Source organism: Bradyrhizobium sp. CCGUVB1N3, from assembly GCF_024199925.1.
Taxonomy (GTDB): Bacteria; Pseudomonadota; Alphaproteobacteria; order Rhizobiales; family Xanthobacteraceae; genus Bradyrhizobium.
This window is the reverse complement of sequence record NZ_JANADR010000002.1, coordinates 243,901-264,520: the sequence shown is the minus strand read 5'-3', so window position 1 is coordinate 264,520 and position 20,620 is coordinate 243,901. Positions and strand designations below refer to the sequence as shown.

14 protein-coding genes and 4 pseudogenes are annotated in these 20,620 nt (G+C 57.7%); 11 read left to right on the top strand and 7 right to left on the bottom strand.

Annotated elements, in window-relative coordinates; genetic code table 11:
- Positions 1–8: 8 nt before the first annotated feature.
- Positions 9–2,087 carry a type IV secretion system ATPase VirD4 gene (virD4, locus tag NLM33_RS47960; protein WP_254106486.1) on the top strand — a complete coding sequence of 693 codons (2,079 nt, stop codon included), beginning with the start codon at positions 9–11 and terminating at the stop codon, positions 2,085–2,087.
- Positions 2,088–2,494: 407 nt separating this feature from the next.
- On the opposite strand, the gene NLM33_RS47955 is transcribed toward virD4, so the two are convergent.
- Together NLM33_RS47955 and NLM33_RS47950 are read right to left on the bottom strand one after the other, a co-directional pair.
- Positions 2,495–3,436 (bottom strand): hypothetical protein, encoded by a 942-nt coding sequence (locus tag NLM33_RS47955; protein ID WP_254106485.1) that lies wholly within the window; start codon positions 3,434–3,436, stop codon positions 2,495–2,497.
- 4,672 nt (positions 3,437–8,108) lie between these two features.
- On the bottom strand, positions 8,109–8,846 hold the full coding sequence (locus NLM33_RS47950) for a RolB family protein (RefSeq protein ID WP_254106484.1): 738 nt from the start codon (positions 8,844–8,846) through the stop codon (positions 8,109–8,111).
- A 455-nt stretch (positions 8,847–9,301) separates the two neighbouring features.
- On the opposite strand from NLM33_RS47950, the gene NLM33_RS47945 reads away from it, so the two are divergent.
- The 3 genes from NLM33_RS47945 (at position 9,302) to NLM33_RS47935 (ending at position 11,776) form a co-directional block, all read left to right on the top strand.
- Positions 9,302–9,697, top strand: a complete 396-nt coding sequence (locus tag NLM33_RS47945) for a transposase (protein WP_095730859.1) — start codon at positions 9,302–9,304, stop codon at positions 9,695–9,697.
- A complete protein-coding gene (gene tnpB / locus NLM33_RS47940; protein ID WP_028344503.1) occupies positions 9,694–10,041 on the top strand; it encodes an IS66 family insertion sequence element accessory protein TnpB in 348 nt (115 codons plus the stop codon). Before NLM33_RS47945 ends, tnpB (NLM33_RS47940) begins: the two co-directional genes overlap by 4 nt.
- A gap of 151 nt (positions 10,042–10,192) precedes the next feature.
- Entirely contained in the window at positions 10,193–11,776 is a 1,584-nt protein-coding gene (locus NLM33_RS47935; protein ID WP_371930198.1) for an IS66 family transposase, read from the top strand.
- Here NLM33_RS47935 and NLM33_RS47930 read toward each other — a convergent pair.
- From NLM33_RS47930 to NLM33_RS47920, 3 genes are read right to left on the bottom strand one after another with little or no spacing between them, the layout of a single operon-like run.
- Positions 11,700–12,701, bottom strand: coding sequence for a tyrosine-type recombinase/integrase (locus NLM33_RS47930; RefSeq protein WP_254106483.1), 1,002 nt, complete (start codon positions 12,699–12,701; stop codon positions 11,700–11,702). The genes NLM33_RS47935 and NLM33_RS47930 overlap by 77 nt on opposite strands.
- Positions 12,698–13,624, bottom strand: coding sequence for a tyrosine-type recombinase/integrase (locus tag NLM33_RS47925; RefSeq protein WP_254106482.1), 927 nt, complete (start codon positions 13,622–13,624; stop codon positions 12,698–12,700). Before NLM33_RS47925 ends, NLM33_RS47930 begins: the two co-directional genes overlap by 4 nt.
- Positions 13,621–14,862, bottom strand: coding sequence for a tyrosine-type recombinase/integrase (locus tag NLM33_RS47920; RefSeq protein WP_254106481.1), 1,242 nt, complete (start codon positions 14,860–14,862; stop codon positions 13,621–13,623). Before NLM33_RS47920 ends, NLM33_RS47925 begins: the two co-directional genes overlap by 4 nt.
- 122 nt (positions 14,863–14,984) lie before the next feature.
- Here NLM33_RS47920 and NLM33_RS47915 point away from each other — a divergent pair.
- The 3 genes and pseudogenes from NLM33_RS47915 to NLM33_RS50125 all read left to right on the top strand — a co-directional run.
- Positions 14,985–15,128: pseudogene (locus NLM33_RS47915) on the top strand (transposase domain-containing protein); the annotation flags it as partial.
- A gap of 31 nt (positions 15,129–15,159) precedes the next feature.
- Complete coding sequence (locus NLM33_RS50130) at positions 15,160–15,549, top strand: transposase (protein ID WP_371930197.1); 390 nt, start codon at positions 15,160–15,162, stop codon at positions 15,547–15,549.
- A pseudogene (locus NLM33_RS50125) lies at positions 15,546–15,632 on the top strand (IS66 family insertion sequence element accessory protein TnpB); the annotation flags it as partial. The gene NLM33_RS50130 and the pseudogene NLM33_RS50125, both read left to right, overlap by 4 nt.
- Before the next feature lie 21 nt (positions 15,633–15,653).
- On the opposite strand, the pseudogene NLM33_RS47910 reads toward NLM33_RS50125, so the two are convergent.
- A pseudogene (locus tag NLM33_RS47910) lies at positions 15,654–16,793 on the bottom strand (IS4 family transposase); the annotation flags it as partial.
- Between the two features lie 124 nt (positions 16,794–16,917).
- On the opposite strand from NLM33_RS47910, the gene NLM33_RS47905 reads away from it, so the two are divergent.
- The 4 genes and pseudogenes from NLM33_RS47905 to NLM33_RS47890 form a co-directional block, all read left to right on the top strand.
- The gene (locus tag NLM33_RS47905; protein ID WP_254106479.1) at positions 16,918–17,511 is read left to right on the top strand and encodes a UPF0149 family protein; all 594 of its coding nucleotides are present in this window, start codon (positions 16,918–16,920) and stop codon (positions 17,509–17,511) included.
- Complete coding sequence (locus NLM33_RS47900) at positions 17,474–17,875, top strand: transposase (protein ID WP_254106358.1); 402 nt, start codon at positions 17,474–17,476, stop codon at positions 17,873–17,875. Before NLM33_RS47905 ends, NLM33_RS47900 begins: the two co-directional genes overlap by 38 nt.
- Complete coding sequence (gene tnpB, locus NLM33_RS47895) at positions 17,872–18,225, top strand: IS66 family insertion sequence element accessory protein TnpB (RefSeq protein ID WP_256570628.1); 354 nt, start codon at positions 17,872–17,874, stop codon at positions 18,223–18,225. Before NLM33_RS47900 ends, tnpB (NLM33_RS47895) begins: the two co-directional genes overlap by 4 nt.
- A gap of 44 nt (positions 18,226–18,269) precedes the next feature.
- Positions 18,270–19,055 (top strand): annotated as a pseudogene (locus NLM33_RS47890) (IS66 family transposase zinc-finger binding domain-containing protein); the annotation flags it as partial.
- 519 nt (positions 19,056–19,574) lie between these two features.
- On the opposite strand, the gene NLM33_RS50120 reads toward NLM33_RS47890, so the two are convergent.
- The gene (locus NLM33_RS50120; protein ID WP_371930190.1) at positions 19,575–20,294 is read right to left on the bottom strand and encodes a winged helix-turn-helix domain-containing protein; all 720 of its coding nucleotides are present in this window, start codon (positions 20,292–20,294) and stop codon (positions 19,575–19,577) included.
- Between the last annotated feature and the right edge of the window lie 326 nt (positions 20,295–20,620).

Sequence of the window (20,620 nt, the reverse complement as noted above, 5' to 3'; positions counted from 1 at the left end):
AGACGATCATGCGTTCCAGCCAAAAACTTGAAAGGCTTTTATTCGGTGCAGCTTTATCGCTGCCGCTCGGCGTATTTCTGGCGAGCGCCTATGTTAATTTTCAGCATGGCTTTACTCTCCAAGCGGTCCAGAGCTTCGATGTCTTCGCAATTTGGTACGAGACGCCCTTTTACCGGGGCTACGTGACGCAGGCCTTCTGCCGCGGATTGACGATTGTCGGCTTCACGGCTGTCATCGCGTCCCTCATGCTGGCCGCCATAGTGCTTAAACCCCAGCACCATGGCACGGCCCGGTGGGCGCGCTTCGGTGAGATGAGAAAAGCTCGCTATATCCTGCCCTATCACAGGGTTTCCGGACCAATCTTTGGCAAGACGGTGGGTCCGGGCTGGCCGGGCCAGTATCTAAGCAATGGCGAGCAGCCGCACAGCCTAGTGGTAGCGCCGACCCGCGCCGGCAAAGGCGTCGGGATTGTTATTCCTACGCTGCTGACGTTCAACGGCTCGGTTTTGGCGCTTGACGTTAAAGGCGAACTGTTCGAGCTGACGTCGCGCGCGCGAAAAGCCCGGGGCGACCAGATCTTTAAATTCGCCCCGATGGACCCGGGCGGCCGCACTCATAGCTACAATCCAGTTCTTGACATCGTCTGTATGCCGTCGGAGCGCCAGTTTAGCGAAGCGCGCCGCCTTGCTTACAACCTGCTTTCGCCGAAAGGCAAAGGGTCGGAAGGCTTTATCGATGGTGCGAGAGATCTGTTCGCCGCCGGAGTGCTCGCTTGTATCGAGCGTGGCACACCAACGATTGGCGCCGTCTATGACCTCCTCACATTGCCCGGAGAAAAGTACAAGCTCTTTGCCCAGTTGGCGGAGGAGTGTCAGAACCAAGAAGCGCGCCGCATCTTTGATAACATGGCAGGAAATGACACCAAAATTCTCACGTCCTACACGTCGGTCCTTGGAGATGGTGGACTTAACCTCTGGGCGGACCCGCTAATCAAAGCGGCGACGACGCGATGCGACTTCTCAATCTACGATCTCCGCCGCGACCCTACCACAATTTATCTTTGCGTGAGCCCAAATGACCTTTTGGTCATCGCACCACTGGTCCGCCTTTTCTTTCAGCAGGTAGTGGCGGTCATGCAGCGCTCTATGCCGACCAACGATGAGATATTTGAGGTCTTGTTTCTACTCGACGAGTTCAAGCATCTCGGCAAGCTAGAGTCAGTGGAGACGGCCGTCACCACAATCGCGGGCTACCAGGGTCGGTTCATGTTCGTGGTGCAGAGCCTCTCGGCTCTAACCGGCCTGTACGAGCAGTCGGGGAGGGAGACTTTCCTCAGCAACACCGGGATTCAGGTCTTCATGGCCACGGCCGACGAGGAGACGCCTATCTACATTTCCAAGGCGATCGGCGACTACACTTTCCGCGCCAAATCGAAGTCATTCGCGCTAAGCCGAATGTTCGACACCAACATCCATCTTTCGGATCAGGGAGCCAACCTGATGCGTCCTGAGCAGGTCCGCCGGATCGATGAGAACAGCGAGATCGTCCTGATCAAGGGACTGCCACCGTTGCAAATGTCTAAAGTGAAATACTACTCAGACCGCATACTAAGGCGAATCTTCGAGAGCCAGACCGGCCGACTGCCGGAGCCAACTCCGATTACGCAGCAAGTCTCCGCATCCGCTACGCCAGTGCAGTGCGAGCAGAACGGAGAAGAGATCGCCAGCACAAGCAACCCCGGATATTCTGCCGTTAATGAAGCAGATACGTTCCCAACGGATCCCATTGCTCTCGATCACGGCGAGAAATATCTCGCGCTTGCCGATCAGGATCAGTGTCGGGCACGACATGAAGCTGAAACGTCAACTCTGGTGGAAGAAGCGCAGACTGAACCGGCCGATAAGAAGGCAGTAAAACAATGGCGCGAGCGCGAGGTCGAAAATCATACGTTCGAGGGCGCAAGAGCCGATCAGATAGAACCTATGCTGAAGCCAGAAGGCGAGGCCATGGCCCGCCAGCGCGCGCTGCTCAACCGGATTATCTCATTGCAGAAGCGCTCATCCTCCCAATCGGACGTGATGATCTGAGGCCTGAGGCCGACGAACTCGACCATTATTGGCTAGCCCGTCTTAGTCATGATTGCCGGGCGGGCTTCTGGAACATTTTCGGTCAGGGTTGAAGGCGTGCGCGAACGCTACGGCTTTGACGCCGTTTTTCGACCGGACTTCGTGAACGCGTTGGAGGACGGCGGCGGGGTGACCAGGGGCTCATGCCCCGCGCCTCAGGGCGCTTGCGGGGCCAGAGCGTCTGCCAAGCCGCGGAACAGGTCGGCGTCGGGGCACGCCGCAGCGAAGGCTTGTGATCTTCTGAGGTTGCGTAAGTCCCGTGAAGAGTGATGGCAAACAGGTCGGACCGTGATCCACTAAACCTGAATGGTTCTTCGGGCTTCGAGCCCTCTCGGAAAATGAGGCATGCTAAGCCTCGCTAACGACACTCATCGTGCCAAGTTGGAGCGTTCTCTGCTCCTGTCAGATGCCATTAACTCTGCTCGCGCGTTATTGTATGCTTCGCTGATGGATTTTCCGATGGGACGAACCGCATCCATTTGCTCGCGTGTGCTCATGTTATCTTCGCATGGGGCTACTCCCAAATCCAGAACTGAATCCCAAATTCGCTTTATCTTCTGATCTAGATCCGCATTTTGCGACGCTACCGCATGCCCAGATACGGAGCGAGATGTCGAACTCAAGCTGGGATCCAGATGGTGTGACTGAGCGGCACAGATTGAAAACAAGTCAGGACGGGCTCGCATCGTGTCGAGAATTTTCACTTTTTGGTCTGCATTCAAATGGTCATAACCTGTTAGAAGAGCCTGGGCAGCATGGCGGCGGCTTTGTCGATCCACCCACTCTTGACCGTCCTGCCCAAACAATTCGATCGCTCTATTGACGAGGCGATCTTTGTTTGCATGGTCAAGGTCACCTAGGCGTCGCGCTATGCTTGCGATCGCCAGAGCCTGCTCAGACGCGTGAGGCAAGTTAAGAATATGAAGCACAAAATTAGATTTTGCCCGAACAGGCAGAAATTTAAGCGTAGGCGCGACGGCGCTAGCGGGCGCGGAGGCGGGGATGTAAATCTCTTCTTGGTCCCAAAAGCCGCGCACCGCGATGTCAAGCAAAACCCCAGCTGACTCGACGAGACGCTTGAGCCGACCGTGAAACGTCTTAACGGGGGCTGTCTCAACCGCCTCTCGTGCTGAGCGGCTCACGAGTTTAAAATTCGTAAGGTTTTTTGCTGTCTCAAACGGGTTGTCTGTGGTTAAATGCTTCAATACGTCGGCCAACAGCGCTTTCGGCAAGTCAGTTACCTGTGTAGCACCGCCGCCATCATGAGCTGTACTTTCTGGTTTACGTTCCTGATCGCTATCGTGATCCATTGATCAGACTCCACCGTGTTCCGACTGCTCCAAGGCTACCATGCAGGATGTAATCGATCGAACCGATATCGTGTTACACGTGTAATCGAGGAGCGAGAGAGTAGCGGCCGAATATCAATCGTACGTCATGTCCAAGTTTGGCGATTTCTCGCGCCCAATAATGCGCGCCGCCGCTTGCTTCGAGAGCACTCGTCAACCGCTCGGCATCCCATGGCATGATACTCAGCTATTATATTGGCCTTTGAGGATGCTGTGCTGGGCCCTCGGACGGATACCCACAAGCGCATCGTCGGCCGCGTCGCAGCCTCCGCGATCCCCTCGGCGGGGGCGGCGGCGGCGGCAGGATATATCCTGATGTAAACCTCGCCTCGGTGTTTTGAACCGCAGCTTCGGCTCGCGCTGCGCGCGAGTCTTGGGCTTCGCCCAAGTCCGGAAGCTGCGGTTCAAAACACCGAGGCGAGGTTTACATCAGGGATGTCATTTTCTGTCGTAGTCCGCCGCTAGACATTATTTAGACGTAACTTTCCGAACATAATAGTGGATCAAGCTTAGCTATTTAAAAGACGAATCCGGTTAAGTTGCCAATATCCGTTGTTGATTCAGGGCATAGATCTTCTTTTAACCGTAAATTGAACGGAGCAGCGATCTGCGTAGCCATGCGTAGCGCGTAAGTGAATAGTTCTCTATTCATCCCAAAATGACTCAAGATGTACAAAGCTGCCTGGCCTTTAATTGAATTAGGTGAACAGTACAACAACATGACGCCGGGGGGGGCGCAAAAGCAGAAATAACGAGACAAACGCTTACAAGCCAAAAATCAAAATAACACAAGTAAAACGGTCCGACCAAAATGCGGAGACCTCAAATACGCGCCAGGCCATCGGGGGCAGCTTTGAGAGAGAGGTGGAGGGACTCTTCCTCTTGCTTCGAGAAGCATCTACTCCTTCAGGCTAGCAAAATAGATCGCGATCAAGACCAGGAAAGCGGCTATGGCATTAAGGCCACCAAGCAGCGCCACGAGCGCGCAAACTGCCACCGCGAACGCAAGCTTCATGCCGCGTTTTTGAGCTGTTAGGCAAGAGAGAGCCTAATTCGTGCTTTGAAAACGATCGGTGCTAGGCAAAGCAAGAATAGAGATTGTCTTGGGTGAATGCCAGGACGCAACGAGGCTTATATGGAACCCGGTGGCCGGGAGTTCCTCGCGTGAGTGAGTGACTTCACGCATTGTGCTCTTTGCGAGAATTTGATTGCGACTGCGGAGGTTTCTAGCCCTTTGCGGAATCGTAGAGCCCATCATTATCCTCGGATGACCGCTCGCCAAGGTGTGCCCACTTTTGCACTCCCAGAAGCCAATCTATGGAGTGGATGATGACGGAGAAGAAACATCACACATCGCTGTCCCCACCGAATAACTCGATACGATCTTCAAAGGGTACCTTTTCGAGTCGCACGGAAAGGCTCCGCGCTCACGATCGGCGCCGACCCTTGGTGAGGCGAAAAGATTGCGCTTTTGGACAGGGACAGAAGATGACTGCCTAATGCATAGGTCGGCTCGCCATTTTGGCGGGGCATTCCTGGCCGACATTGAAAGCCTCTGGCCTTCTGCGAAAGCCATCAAATGTCACCGTCAAAAATTGAAGTCCAATAAGAATGACCCTAGTCGACTGCAAAGGTCACTCTTTGCCTCCATAAAGCTCCAGCGCTTTTGGCTCCATCACTCACAAACACAATTACCTTTGCTTTGATCTAATTTCCAGCCCTCTCTCTCGAGATGCCGTGGATCACTGGCAACGCAGTCACCGTTGATACTTCTGGTTCGCTGACGGGCATCATCAATGCCCGAAAGATCATGTACGCAAACTATCTCGGACGAAGTAGTGTAACTCTCTCTTACTTCTATATGAGTGAAGACGCTGCACGTACATGTGTCGCGAGTCGCAGCTTTGGCAGCGTTACGTCGGTGGAATCGAGCACGTCTCCGGCCGAGGCTCCGAGCAATTGCGTTGATAACGGGTATGACTGGTTCATCGGTGTTCTCGCCGGTACAGCCGTCACCGCTTCCAACTTCGATGTTGTGTCATGGGGGCAGGCGATAAAGCGGTGATCAAGTTCGTCCGACAGTTGGCCTGGCATTGTTCGTGGGGTTGTGCGCTTCTTATTGTTTTTGCACTTGTTTGCTTTGTAGCTCCTGATACCTATTACCCGCCATAGCGGCGGGCTCTATGTAATAGTTTTTAAATAAGTCAGGCCAGATTGTAAAATGAGTTGTCTATTTCAAGTTTCATTCTGTTCGTGACTATGGGGTCAATGTAGTATGCCAAGTCTTCTTAATTAAACGAGAGTGGTGTGTTGTGTTGAGGTCACTACGTCGTCCTCCAAGGGGACCGACATTTCGCACAACTCGATATTTGAATGAGTGGCGTAAACGGTACGGTAGCAATAGCCGAGTCCTCTAGTCCGGTTTATGTCCAGAGGTCTTTCCCGGGCGGGTCGTAGAAAATATCGTCGAGGGTCAAACTGGCGTGGCCGGGTCAATTGGGTGCCGATCTGCGGCGGCGGCAGGATATATTGTGAGATTTAGGTGAACAGTTAGACGCCCTTCCGTATTGTCAAGGGCTCTTGGCTTGATCTGAGGCCTGCGAACTGGTTATTTTGCTAATGTAAAAGTCGCTTCGTCATTTCGTCTTCACTGCGGGGCAATATCAAAAACCGTTGGCTTTCTGCGAAAACCATCAAGTCCATGTCGAATACAGAGGGTGGCCCAGTAAGAAAGAACGCCTCCCTAGTTGCCTGAAAAGGTCACTCTTTGCCTTTATCAACCTCAGCCCATTTGGTTCAATCACTCACAAACCCATCACTTTTGATCTCATTTCCAGTCTCGCTTCTCTGATGTCGTGGCTCGCTGGCGATCCAGTCGTTGTTGCCGAGCCTGTCGCGCTGACCAGCAGCATCGAAAAACGCAAGGTTCAATACGAAACCCATTTTGGGTTAAGTAATGTCAATCTCTCTTACGTCTACATGAGTCAGGCGGATGCACGTCTGTGTGTCCAGACTCGCAGCCTTAAGCCCGCCGAGAGGGTGACATTGCCGACGTCTCCGGCTCAGGCTCCGGCGTGGTGTCTTGCTAAGGGGTTCATCTGGTTCGTTGCAATTCGCCAAGGGTCAACCATCGATTGCATCGACGTCGTGTCATGGGGGCGGGCGATAAGGGCGGAGTGATCAAGTAGCCGTATATTGGCCTGGCGTTTGTTTGTAGTGTTGTGTCTTATTGGTTTGCATGTATTTGTACGCGCTGTAAGCGACGATTGTATCGCCACTCGGTATATGCGGCGAGTGTTTATGTAATGTTTTGCTATGAAATAAATAAAACGCTGGCCCGGCAATAACGGCACTCGTTTATTTCAAGTATGGGTGCATCCGTTCATCCACAAGATGCAACACAATCTGAGAAGATAGATGCACAAACAAACGCGCTAATTTTAATTTCACTCAGTGAACAGTACAACAACAAGACGCCATGGCACAAAAACATAACTAACGAAAACAAGAACAACAACAAGAGAAAACTATGCAACAGTAGGCCGATGGCGCATCGGCGCACTGCCCGAGCACAACAAACCACTCTCTGTTTCCGGCGGGTTCAACAGCGCTGCCAGCAACATTCCCGAAAGCATCCCTTAGTCAGGGATTACCGGAGTATTCGCGACGATGTCAAACGTCCACGAACGGCTTCGAGAGAAACGGACTCCGGATTCATGCATAAAGTCCGTCGCGGGAATTGTGAGGACGTGCTCGATGTCATCCTCGTCAACCGCTCGGCATCCCATGGCATGATACTCAGCTATTATATTGGCCTTTGAGGATGCTGTGCTGGGCCCTCGGACGGATACCCACAAGCGCATCGTCGGCCGCGTCGCAGCCTCCGCGATCCCCTCGGCGGGGGAGGCGACGTTTACATCACGGATTGTGAGATTAGGTGAACAGTTAGACGCCCTTCCGTGTTGTCAAGGGCTCTTGGTTTGATCTGAGGCCTGAAAACTGGTTATTTTGCTAATGTAAAAGTCGCTTTGTCATTTCGTCTTCACTGCGGGGCAATATCAAAACCTTTGGCTTTCTGCGAAAAACCATCAAGTCCATGTCGAATACAGAGGGTGGGCCGCCACCAGGTGACATCGAGGACGTCTCCGGCTCCGGGGGTACGTTGCTAACGGCTTCACCCGGTTCGTCGTAATTCGCCAACGGTCACCCAATGATCCCATTGCTATGAAATAAAAAACGCCGGGCCGGAAATAAAGGCACTCGTTCAACGACTTGACGCCAAGGGCACCAAAACAAACACAACTAACGAAAACAAGAACTGCAACAGTAGGCTGGAAACGCATCGGCTTATTACCCCAACAAGTATCACCATCCCGCCCGGGACACGCATTAAGCAAACCAACGAGAAGACATGACAAGGTGGGGGCAAAGCACACACAAGACAAGAAATCGCTTGGCTTTATTGCCATATAAACAGTCAACAGTACACATGCTGGGTGGCACAAAGACGCCTACGACAACAGGACATGAAATGAAAAACGTAATAACGTAGAAAGCACAACACAGGGCGGGGAATAACATCCCCTGACAAGCCAAGTCCTACGGTGGCCACTGTTCTTTTTCCTCCTGATGGTTATGGATCGAGCAGCACAGGGGAGATGGCCACCACATCAAAGGAGCCAAACCAGGAGCGCATATACAAATCATCATCGACATCATAATGGATCCAATCTGTATCGGGCACAACAAGGCAACATTGAAGATCAGTCCCCACGACTTGATCGCATCCAACCGCGTGATACTTTGCCACAATGTCTGCGATAGTATGGGTTGCGGAATAGGGTTCGATGTCGACCAGCAATGTTCTGGAGCGACCATCAGCGGTAAAGCGCATCCAACCTGGAATGGGATTGAGGCTTTGCTGTTCGCAACATGCTCTTGCGCTGTCTTCCGGCATATAGATGTACCGGAACCTCGACGCGAGGCGCTCTAAGACGCCGTCTGATGGGTCATTCATGCAAGGATAGTCAAAGAATTCCTCCAAAAGGTCACGATTAAGGTCGCGGTCTGTAAAAAAGCTATCGGGAGTTTCATCGAAGTAGTCAGGGTCAAACCCAACAGCCTGCCCGACGGCCCGAACCCACATACGTTGGGCGGTCAATACGTGCCTGCGGAAGCCGATGTTAACGTTGTTATAGTGGTCCACACGTTCATCGATGCGCCCTTCCAAAGTAGATCGATAGCAGGGACTGAGGTTGCGGATCGGAGTCCAAAGGGTTGGGCGCCGATATGGAAGATCCATAATGGTAATCGGGGTGAAACGAAAAGCAAGGCGATAGGCAAGCCACACTTGCTCTGAACGTTGGTTCAAACAAGAGAGCCCTATAAATAAAAGATACTTCGCTGTAGCCGTAACATCAGAAATTGCGTGAGATGTGCAAATTGTGCGGAATCGCCACGGCATGAGGTCCTTCGGGCAAATCACTAGGCGATCTTAACGTCTGGTTCAGGACACGGCGGCGGCGGCAGGATATATGGCTTTGTCGCTTTCGTGTGTTTGTGCGTGGTTACATCTGTAACGGCGCTCGTTGGACCGTTTAGGCATGAAGCGGCTGCCGCTGTATCGTATCCCTCCATTGAGGGCCGCCTTGTTTGATGAACGCGATCGCTGCAGGTCCTAGGGGTAATCCTAGGAGAAGCGCTATGACGATTTCGAGGGCGGAGGTGATCACATGGGTCGTACGCATCCGACGGGCGCCGTCTTGTCTGAGGCGCTGTAATTGGTCAAGCGTGTGACCTTAAGTCTAGCTTTAAGGTCATCAGGCGATGCGGGTCGAGGTTTTGGGCGGGCTGGAGCGGCGGCGGCGCTGGTCGCAGGATGACAAGGCGCGGATTGTCGAGGAGACGTTGGCGCCGGGCGCAAAGGTGACTGCGGTTGCGCGTCGCAACGGAGTAGCGGCCAGCCTGGTGTTTACCTGGCGTCGACAAGCGCGGACATCCGAGCAGGTCGTACCATCTTTTGCGCCGGTGCAGATCGCCGCCACGGAAGCGGAGGAAACTCCGAAGCTTTTACCTGCGGGTGATAGCCGAGGGCGGTCTGTGGTGGCCGCGCGTATTGGATTGATCGAGATCGACCTTGGCAACCGGCGACGCATCCGAGTGGACGCGCACGTCGATCCAGAAGCGCTGGCGCGGGTCCTCGAGGTGCTTGAGCGCCGATGATTGCCATACCGGGTAATGTGCGGGTGTGGCTTGCGACCGGCCACACCGATATGCGCCGCGGCTTCCCGAGCCTTGCGCGTCTGGTCCAGGAGAGCTTGAAGCGTGATCCGCATGCTGGTGATCTCTACGTTTTTAGGGGCCGCCGCGGCGACCTGATCAAAATTATTTGGCATGATGGCCAGGGCGCGTGTCTGTTCACGAAGCGGCTGGAACGCGGCCGCTTTTTGTGGCCATCACTGGCAGACGGCGTTGTGACGATCAGCGTTGCGCAGCTCTCCTATCTGCTGTCCGGCATCGACTGGCGGATGCCGCAGGCAACCTGGCGTCCACAGGCTTCCGGTTAAGCTGTGGCTCTTTGACTCACGGCAGGAATCCGGCGGGATTTTTTGCGGGGAATATGGTTGATTCGTCCTCGTGACGACGCCCTCCGATCAGCTTCCCACCGACCTTGCCGCAGCACACGCGATGATCCTTGCGCAGCGCGAGCAGTTGACGCTGGCGAAGAGCGAGGTGACCGTCGGCCGGCTGGAGATCGAGCGGCTGAAGCTGATGCTGGCCAAGGCACGGCGTGAACAGTTCGGGCAATCTTCTGAGCGCGGCAAGCTGCTGGTCGAGCAGCTCGAACTCGCCATCGAGGATCTTGAAGAGACTCAGGCGGAGCAGGAAACCAAAGCCGAGTTCGCAGCGCCGGAAGCCGCCAAACAGAAGCACGCGCAAAATCCACGGCCGGCGCGACGCCCCCTACCGGATAACCTGCCGGTCGAACGTATCGTCGAACCCATGCCTTGCGCGTGTGGCAAGTGCGGCAGTGAACGGTTGCACAAGCTCGGCGAGGTGGTGTCGAAGACCCTGGAATGCGAGCCGCGGCGCTGGAAGGTTATCGAGCATGTCCGCGAAAAGTTCTCCTGCCGAGATTGCGAGGCGATCACAGAGGCGCCGGCGCCCTCCCATCCGATCCCGCGAGGCTTTGCCGGGCCGAACCTGCTGGCGATGGTGCTGGTCAACAAGTTCCTGCTGCATCAGCCGTTGAACCGGCAGAGCAAGACTTATGCTCGTGAGGGGATCGAGATCGACGTCTCGACCCTGGCGGATCGGGTCGGCGCCTGCGTGGTAGCACTCGATCCCATTATTGAGGCCATCCGGATCCACGTCATGAGCGCGGAACGCATCCACGCCGACGATACGACGGTACCGGTACTGGCCAAGCTTAAGACGGTTACCGGCCGGATCTGGACCTATGTTCGCGATGATCGGCCGTTTGGCGGCACAGATCCGCCGGCGGCCCTGTTCTACGACTCACGCAACCGAGCTGGAGAGCATCCGCAAAACCATCTTGCCGGCTATGTGGGCCTCATGCAGGCCGACGCCTTTGATGGATATAACCAGCTCTACAAGGCCCAAAGAAAGCCGGCTCCAATCCTTGAAGCGGCCTGCTGGAGCCACGGCCGCAGAAAGTTCTTTGATCTGGCGAAATCTGGAGAGGCGCCGATTGCCAGCGAGGCCGTGCGACGCATCGATATCCTGTTCGAGATCGAGCGCACCATCAACGGCAAAACGCCAGAACAGCGGCTTGCGGTACGTCGAGAGAAGTCCGCGTCGATCGTTGCTGATCTCGAGATCTGGATGCGCCAGCAGCGGACCTTGCTCTCCTCAGGCAATGATACCGCAAAGGCGATCAACTACCTGCTCAACCGCTGGGCGGCGTTCACTCGCTTCCTGGACGACGGTCGCATCTGCCTCTCGAACAACGCTGCCGAACGAGCGTTACGCGGTGTGGCCGTCGGAAGACGAAATTGGACATTCGCCGGTTCAGACGCTGGCGGCCATCGCGCCGCCGCCATCTATACGTTGATCGAAACCTGCCTATGCCGCACTCGGCATAGGCAGGTTTATGCCGCCCGCCGAACTATGCCGAACGGGTCCGGTATGGCACGTCGTTGTCACGCTGGCACCGTCGATCGCGTGCACGGTTGCCCCATTCCATTCGGCATAGTCTGGTCGTTCAGAGCGCCTCTAGGAAGGCGAGCAGGCGGTCGTTCGGCTGGAAGCGGGTTCGCTTGCCGCGCTCGTACGGCTTAAGCCTCGCCAGGGCAGCTTCCTTGAGGGCGAGGTGGGCGTGCAGGTACGTCTGCGTCGTCTCGACCGATTCATGACCGAGCCACAGCGCGATCACGGAGCAGTCGACGCCGGCTTGCAGCAGTTCCATCGCAGCGCTGTGCCTCAGCACATGCGGTGACACGCTCTTGGCCTTCAAAGACGGGCAACTCTTGTGAGCGACACGAACATGCTTTCCCAGCAGCGACTGGACGCTGTCGGCACTGAGCCGGCCCCCGTGCACGTTGGGGAACAACGCTGTTGCTCCTTTCCGTAACGGTTCCTTGAGCCATGCCTGGAGCGCACACCGAGCGAGTGTGGTCAGCGGAGTGGTCCGCTCCTTCCGCCCTTTACCGACGCATCGTACGTGTGCGCCAGACCCGAGGTGGACGGCATCCCGGTCAAGGCCAGTCAGCTCGGAGAGGCGTAAGCCCGTCTGGGCCGCGACCAGCAGCAAGGTGTGATCACGGCGGCCAAGCCACGTCGTTCGATCGGGCGCTGCGAGAACCGCCTCGATCTCGGGACGCGTCAGGAAGTGCACCTGTCGCTTATCGTGGCGCTTGCTCGGTATAGCGAGCACGCGCTGGATCAGCGCACTGTGTGCCGGCTCCTCGAAGGACACGAACCTGAAGAAGGATCGGATAGCAGTCAGACGCAGGTTACGCGTCTTCGCGCCGGCGCGGCGCTTTACCTCGAGATCGGTTAGGAACGCGCCGATGAACGTTGCGTCCAAATCGGTGAGCGTCAGGGCCGATGGGAGCTTCCGCAGCCGCACCTGTGCGAACATGAACAGCAGCCGGAACGTGTCCCTGTAGGAGGCGATCGTGTTGGCGCTAACATTGCGCTGGCGCATGAGGCGCTCGGTGAAGAAGCGCTCGATCAACGTGGCGACATTGCAGGCGGGCTTCATGGTGTCACCTCCCACCGCCGATCGAGACGCCGCGCCGCTTCTTCCATCAACTCGGGGCAGGCCGAGAGATACCAATAGGTATCACGCACGCAGGCGTGGCCGAGGTAAGTGGAGAGCACTGGGAGTTGCTGCTCGACGTCCTTGCCTTCGCGATACCAGTCGAGCAGCGTCCGGATGGCGAAGCGATGACGGAAGTCGTGCACGCGTGGCCCGGTACGATCACCTGGGCGCCGCAGCCCGATCTCTCGGGACAATCGCCAGAAGACGCGATGAACGTACTGGTGCAGCAAGCGGCCTCCCTGTTCGGCAACGAAGAAGGTCGAGCCGCAGCGTGATCCGAGCATCGCGTCGCGCCGGTGGGCGTAGTCGCGCAACGCAGTTGTCGTCGTCGGATGCAATGGCACGAGCCGCGACTTGCCGAACTTGGTCAGCCGGACCGTCAGCACGCCGGCGTCGAGGTCGACGTCATCACGCTCCAGGCCCATCGCCTCGGATATACGCATGCCCGTCACCGCGATCAGCCCGAACAGGGTATGGTAGGTCCATCGGCGCAGCCCGCCCGCTGGCGGCAGAGCCAGCGCTGCCGTCAGCAACGCATCGATCTCCGCGTCGCTGTAGACATAAGGCTTGGCGCGCTTCCATCCGGGCAGCATGCCGACGGGCGGTACCTCCGTTCTCGGATCGAAGTTGGCGACATGGCGCGCGAACCCGCGGACGTCGCTCAATCGCAGCGCCCAGGATGCATGACGATCGGGCGGCAGCGTTGCCCATTCCAATGCCAGCTTCGTCGTGATGATCCTGGCTTTGCGCTTCTCCATGAAGGCGACGAAGTCGGCGAGCCGACGGGTCTGGTGCTCGTACTTGTATCCAAACCCCTTGCGCATGCTCAGGTACTTATCGAGTGCGGCGCGCAGATTGGTCATTGCACGCCTCCCGGCCAGGGCAGGCTCAATGTTCTCAACGCATCAATATCGACCTTCGCGTAAATCCGGGTAGTGTCGTGGTTCTCGTGCCGCAGCAACTGTCCGATCTCCGACAAGGTCGCGCCAGATCGGAGAAGCTCGGTAGCGAGACTGTGTCGGAAGATATGGGCGCCGCGGTGTGCGCAACCGTCGATTCCAACGCGATCGAGGGCGGCCTTGGCGATCATGGTGATCGCACATCCGGAAGCAAACCCGATGTGCGGCGCGAGTGTGCGGACGAACAATCGTCGGCACGACGACTTTGGGCGGCCATTGCGCAGATATGCAACGATGGCCGCGCCAACGTCTGGCGGTATCGGCATCCGTGCACGCTGTCGGCCCTTGGCGCGAACGAGTATCTCGCTGGCGCGCCAGTCAATATCATCGAGCGTGAGCGTCGCAACCTCGTCGGCCCGCAGGCCGAGCTTGGCCAGCAACAACAGAATGGCGTAGTCGCGCCGTCCCATCACCGTCTTTCGGTCGCAACCGTCGAGAGCCTTCCGCACCTGTGCGGCAGGCAGATAGGTCGGCAGAGTTGCGAGCTTCCATCGCCGCATTGACGGAACGCAATCCGCCAACGGGCGCGCGTTCAGCCCCCGATAGTGGAGGTAACGGAGAAAGGCGCGCAACGACCAGCACATCGCCTTGCCTGTTCCCGGGCTCCAATCCTGGGCGTGGCGCTCAATGCAGCGGGTCACGTCCTCTTGGCTGATCTTGCACAGGGCGGTGGCGCCGCCGGAGCACACCTCGTGCAGGAACCTGCGGATAACCGGGAGATGGCGGACAATGGACCTCGGGGCCAACCCGCGCTCTGATCGCAGGTAGGCATCGAACTCCTCGAAGATCCGTTCGTGCGGGGTGAGAGGCGGCAGCACAGTCGGCGCGATCGCGCCTTCCTCGCGCAGCACCGACAGCCATCGCTTGAGCGCGGCCCGGTCACCAGGTTGGATAGACTGCCTCCCGCCTCGATGTCGGAGGTACCGCTCAACGACCTGCTCATCGAGATCGAGCAGCCCAAAGCGACGGCCTGCGATCCAACTCAGGAGCCCGCCAACCACGTTGAGGCAACGCCACGTGCCGTGCCGAACGAGTCCCTCTTCGACGAGACGAGCGCCATAGCGCTCGATGAGCAGTCCGTGCGGTCCGCCTCTGAGACGCCGGTACAGCCGGCTTCTGCCCAAGTACTCTTTCGCAATCATACCCTGACCTCCGCTGTTGAAAGCGGAGGTACAAGACAAACTATGCCGAGCCGATTACACGCCGCTCACGGTGAATCTCGGGGAAAAAACGCCCATTCGGCATAGTTCGGCAGTCGGCATAAACCTGCAAGATGAACGACGTCGATCCGCAAGCCTGGCTCGCTGACGTGCTGGCCAGACTTCCAGATTACCCTGTCAACAGAGTCGCCGACCTGCTCCCGTGGAATTGGAAGGCGACCGGACAGTCCAAAGCGGCTGCCGCCTGAGCGCCACGGCAGACCGGCGCGCTTGCCCGGGGTGCTGGCCGGATGCGTACCATGGGTCGAGCGGCGGCGCCGGTGGTCGCAGGATGAGAAGGAACGGCTTGTTGCAGCGTCGCTCGAGCCCGGCGCCAATGTTTCCGAGGTGGCTCGCGTGGCCGGGCCTCATGTGAGCGAGCTGTTCAGGTGGCGCAAGGAGCTTTGCAGGCACGGCGAAGCGAGCATAGCGCCGTTTGTTCCGGTCGAGATTGGGCCGTCTGCGCCACCGCGGGAGGTGGCCGAAGCGCCGTTGACGACGACGGCGCGTCGACGCAAGAGCCAGGGCATCATCGAGATTGATCTTGGTAGCGGGCACCGCATCCGGGTCGATGGCGACGTTGATGGAGACGCGCTACGTCGCGTTCTCGATGCTTTGGTCCGCCGATGATCCCGGTTCCGACGGGCGCGCGAGTGTGGCTCGCGACAGGCTACACGGACATGCGCCGAGGCTTTCCGTCGTTGACGCTCCAAGTGCAGGAGGTGCTGCACAAAGATCCGCTCAGCGGTCATTTGTTTGTCTTCCTCCGCCTTGCAGCCCGATTTGAGGATCTTATGGAAGACTTCGATCTTCCACCTCAACGCGTACCATCCGAGCTTCTCAATAGCGTCCTTGCGCGATTGGACCGGGAGATCAGTGAGGAGCTTCCACTCGATCTTCTTTCGCCGCTTCGGCGTTCCCCGCTCTTGAGCATGGATCACGGTTAGAGTGAGTGCGGGATATTTCTTCTGCTTGCCGATCGGCGGCAGAATTCGAAGCTTGCGGAAACGAATTTCGAGAAGCGCTTCATCCGGATCGCCTTTGTCGTCCTTGACCTCGATCCGATGTAGGCCTTTGACCGTAACCTCGTCCATTTCGTCGGCGATTGTATGATTGCCGTCTCCGGCAAGCCGATCAACACAGGTTCGCACCAGGAAATGCGTTCCAACCTCCTCGGCGAGGCAAAACAGCTCATAGATGTCGCTCTCGCGATCACCGATATGAACACATCGTCCAGGGGCCGCGAGAAGGTCGGTCGATTGCCGTAAATTCTCCAGCCAACGGATGCTCTCCTTCTGCTCGATCGGAACACGTGTCGGATTGATCTTTCGCTTCAGCGCCGTCGTCCCCTTGAACTTCTTGCGTGTCCAGAACTTGATCGCCGTCAGTCCGATCGGTAGCCCCTCGGTCGTCACGGCGAGGCTCGAATGCATCAGGATGCCGCACTGTGTACGCACCGCTGTAGGACCTCCTCTGTGTGTTCCAAGGCCGGTCAAGCCCGTAAAGCCAATCAGTTCCGGCCTGTTGCGCTTGAAGCTGAATTCCGTCGTGTCATGGAGCACCAGAATCGGTCCCTCCGTCGTCGTCACGCGACCGCGCGTCGCCTCGAAATGACCGCATAGAATATCCGCCTCGTTGACCCGCTCGTTGGACAAGAAGCGATAGGCGGCCTTGGTGTTGGCCCAATCCTGACACACCAGCGGGATGCTCTGACCCATGTCGCTCCCGATTTGTGCGAGTAGTTTGCCGAACCGGCGGCCAAGCCGCTCATCCTTAAACTCGCATCCCGCAACTTCCCGATCAACCCAAGTCTCGATACCGGTTCTCGATCGCGGAGCACGCGCCTTCGCGCGCTCCTTCAATACCAAGCCCATCGAGCACCCCGCGCTTCCGAATCAGGTGCTCAACAAGGAATCACAACAGATTCTGCCGATTCAAGATTTTGTCCCGGGAGCGTCGTCTAAATCGGCCGTCAACTGTGGGTAATTGAAAGGTAAAATGCGCGCTTACGACTATGCCATGTCGTTCGAACGGCTCGGGCAATGGATCAGCGAGCGCGCCAGGTCGCCGACGCTTCGGCATCCGCGGGCGACCTCGCTCTCCATGCTCGACGGCGCGGTGGCCGCGGTCGTCGCCGGGCCGGTCTCGATGGCGTCCGAGGAATGGGTGTGCCCGCTCCTCGGCGTAGATCCCGACGCCTTCAATCACGACACCGAGGAGTTCTCGGCGATCGCCGCCACGCTGATGCGCCACAACGCGATCAGCGAGACGCTGTCGACGAGACCGGAGAGCTTCGAGCCGCTGTTCGTGCGATCACCGGACGGCGAAGTCGACCCGCAGCCCTGGTGCATGGGCTTCTACGCCGTCATGAAGCTTCGGCTTCTCGTCTGGTCGCGGCTTCTCTCCCCGAACGGAACCGAACACCTTATGCTGCGGCCGATCTTGGTCCATTGCATCGACGATGCCGGTCGGCCCTTGCTACCTCGTACGCGTACGACCATGACCGCTGAATTGCGCGTTGTGAATTTTGGCGAACAGGTGAGAAATCGCCTGTATGGACGTGCATACAGTCAATTCTGTCAGTCGGCTTGAGATCGTTGATAGGGGCGGTCGACGTCGGTTCAGCGACGAGGCCAAGCTGAAAATCGTCGCCGAGAGCTATTCATTGCCCCGTTTAGGGTCGGCCACGGCCCGCAAATACGGGATCACGCGCTCGCAGTTGGCTGATTGGCGTAACGCAGCCCGGGCCGGGCGTTTTGGTTCGACTTCGGTTGAAGGATTTGTGCCAGCGGTGATCGTGCCGGAGGTTCCGGCGGCGCCCGCGACGCCGATGACGAGCGCGGCCGGCAGTCGTATGGAGATTGTGGCTTCTAACGGTTGTCGGGTGATTGTGGATAGGGGCGTCGATGTTGACGTGCTGATTCGGATCATGCGTGGTCTGGAGACGCTGCGGTGATATCGCTTCCCTCTGGCCAGAACGTGCGTGTGTGGCTAGCGACGGGCTATACCGACATGCGGTGTGGATTCCCGTCTCTTGCGTTGCGGGTACAGGAGGTGCTCCGAATGAGCCCGATGGAGGGCAATCTCTTCGTCTTCCGCGGTCGCAGTGGTTCGCTTTTGAAGTGCATCTGGCACGATGGCCAGGGCGCATGCCTTTTTACAAAAAGATTGGAACGTGGGAAGTTCATCTGGCCTACCGTTGATGGAGGCGCTGTTCCAATATCGCCGGCGCAGCTGAGTTATCTTCTGTCCGGAATAGATTGGCGTCATCCGCAGGAAACATGGCGCCCGACGCGTGTCGGATAGCATTTTGCGATTGCATATTTGTGCTGATCTGATTCGATGGCTTCGTGACATCGAAAACGGACGATCTTCCCTCTGACCTTGCGAGCGCCCTGGCGGCGTTGCGGGTTGAGCGCGAGGCTCTTCGGGCCGAACGAGAAGCGCGTCAGCAAGCCGAGACGAAGGCTGCGAGTGCGCAGGCCGAAGCAGCCAACGCGCTGGCAAAGCTGTCCGGCAACGAAGCGCTGATTGCACATCTTGAGCTGCGCATCGAGACGCTGAAACGCGAGCTTTATGGGCAGCGCTCCGAGCGCGGGGCGCGACTGATCGACCAGCTGGAACTGCAGCTTGAAGATGTTGTTATGTCGGCGACCGAGGACGAGCTCGCCGCGGCCGCTGCAGCGGCGAAGACGCAGAGCGTACGCGCCTTCACGCGCAAGCGGCCGGTGCGCAAGCCCTGGCCGGACGACATCGAGCGCGAGCGCATCGTCATCGATCCTCCAACGGCCTGCCACTGTTGCGGCGGGTCGCGGCTGTCGAAGCTGGGCGAGGATGCAAACAGGACGCTGGAGGAGATCCCGCGCCGGTTCAAGTTGATCGAGACGGTCCGCGAGAAGTTCACTTGCCGCGATTGCGGGCAGGTCAGCCAGGCACCGGCGCCGTTCCATGCCACGCCGCGCGGCTTCATTGGTCCGCAGCTGCTGGCGACAATCCTGTTCGACAAGTACGGCATGCACATCCCGCTCAACCGCCAGAGCTCCCGGTTCAAATGCGAGGGCATCGACATGCCGGTGACCACGCTGGCCGACCAGGTCGGCCACGGAACCTTCGCCCTGGCTCCGATCTCCGAGCTTCCTGGCCCGTATCGCTGATCTGCCCGCCTCGCACCTGCACGAACTGCTGCCCTGGGAGTGGAAGCGCCTGCTCGAAGCTAAAAAACAGGCCACTGCCGATCAGCGGGCGGCCTGAACCTCACGCGCGACGATCATAGAGCGGACCGTTTACGAGCGCACGAGCCGATCACGCGGCCCTCCTCGTGTGCATACGCTACCTCCGGCCCGGCGCACGCTGGGAACGCAGCCCATTGTCCAAAACGCCTGGCGCGACATTCCAGCAACCGTCGAGGCCCTGCGCCAGTTCTGGATGCCTATACGCTTCAAGCGCGGTGCGTAGGCCGTCCGCACCAAGTCCGTGGCCCTCTCGTACCGTTTACGACAAAACGCCGGACGGTCACCCACGCCAGCCGCCAGCCCCCGTCAGACGTCAAGAACGACCGTGCTCTCGTGAATAGATCGGGCTAGGAACTCGGTTCAATCCGTCCCTCTTTGCGGTGCGGGGGTCCATTTCGCCGCTTCACCATCTCGAGGGAGACGTCAAGCGCGGACAGTCTGCACGCTAAACATGTAACCCACGCCACGCACAGTTTTTATTAGCCGGGGAGCGCGCGCATCTCCTTCTAGCTTGCGACGCAAACGGAGGACCTGAACATCTATACTGCGATCGAGTATTTCACCGTGCACACGGGTGGCCCGTTGTAGGTACTCTCGCGACAACGGCCGTTGCCCTGCCTCAACAAAGGTGACTAGGAGCGAGTATTCCGCCGCACTTAAAGGCACCGATGTGCCCGAAGGATTATAGAGCTTTCGAGTTTTAAGGCGCAGCTCCCACCCTCCGAAACACCATCGTCCCTCCTGCGCCTTGCTTCGCATTCTAAGGGTGCTGAAATGACGCCTGCTCAGAGCGTTGATGTGAGCCAAAAGCCGAGCCATCGAGAGGGGCGTGGTTAGATACTCATCAGCACCAGAGTCAAGCCAGGTCACAGCATCGTGCTCATACCGTCGGCTCCTAATGACAATAATGGGAACGTCTCTTCGAACACGGAGATCACGCAGGAGCTCGAATCCGTTGTGGCGGACAAGGTCCATGTTTACAATAAGTGCCTCGGCGTTGTTGTAGAGGGTGAGCGCTTCTGCGTGCGTGACGGCCCGGACCGTACATAAGTTGTTACTCCTCAAGTACTCATCCATGGTTCTGCTAAGATTGAGATCATTGTCGACGATAGTGATGCATCCGATTTCGTACGAGCGGTGCATGTTTCTCCGTTCTGTGCAACAGACGTTGGCATTCATCTTGACTGCAAGTTGCGTTCCAAAACTCGTGGCCGAAGAGCCGGGCGAGGGGCACCCGGGCGGTGATGAAGTGGGCCCTCCCTGGGACCATGGGGACCGGTTTGTTCGTTGCCCGGTCGCTCCGATCTCTTGATATCCGCTGCGAACAGGGCTGTCTGCTAGTGTTGTTGTCGCGGCCCTGCGAGGACGGAAGCTGCAAATGCGGCACTCCTGCATAGAGACGACCGCGGAAGGAATTATGAACCCGGCATAGATCATTTTTGTCGGTCGGGGTTGACATCGTGCCCGCG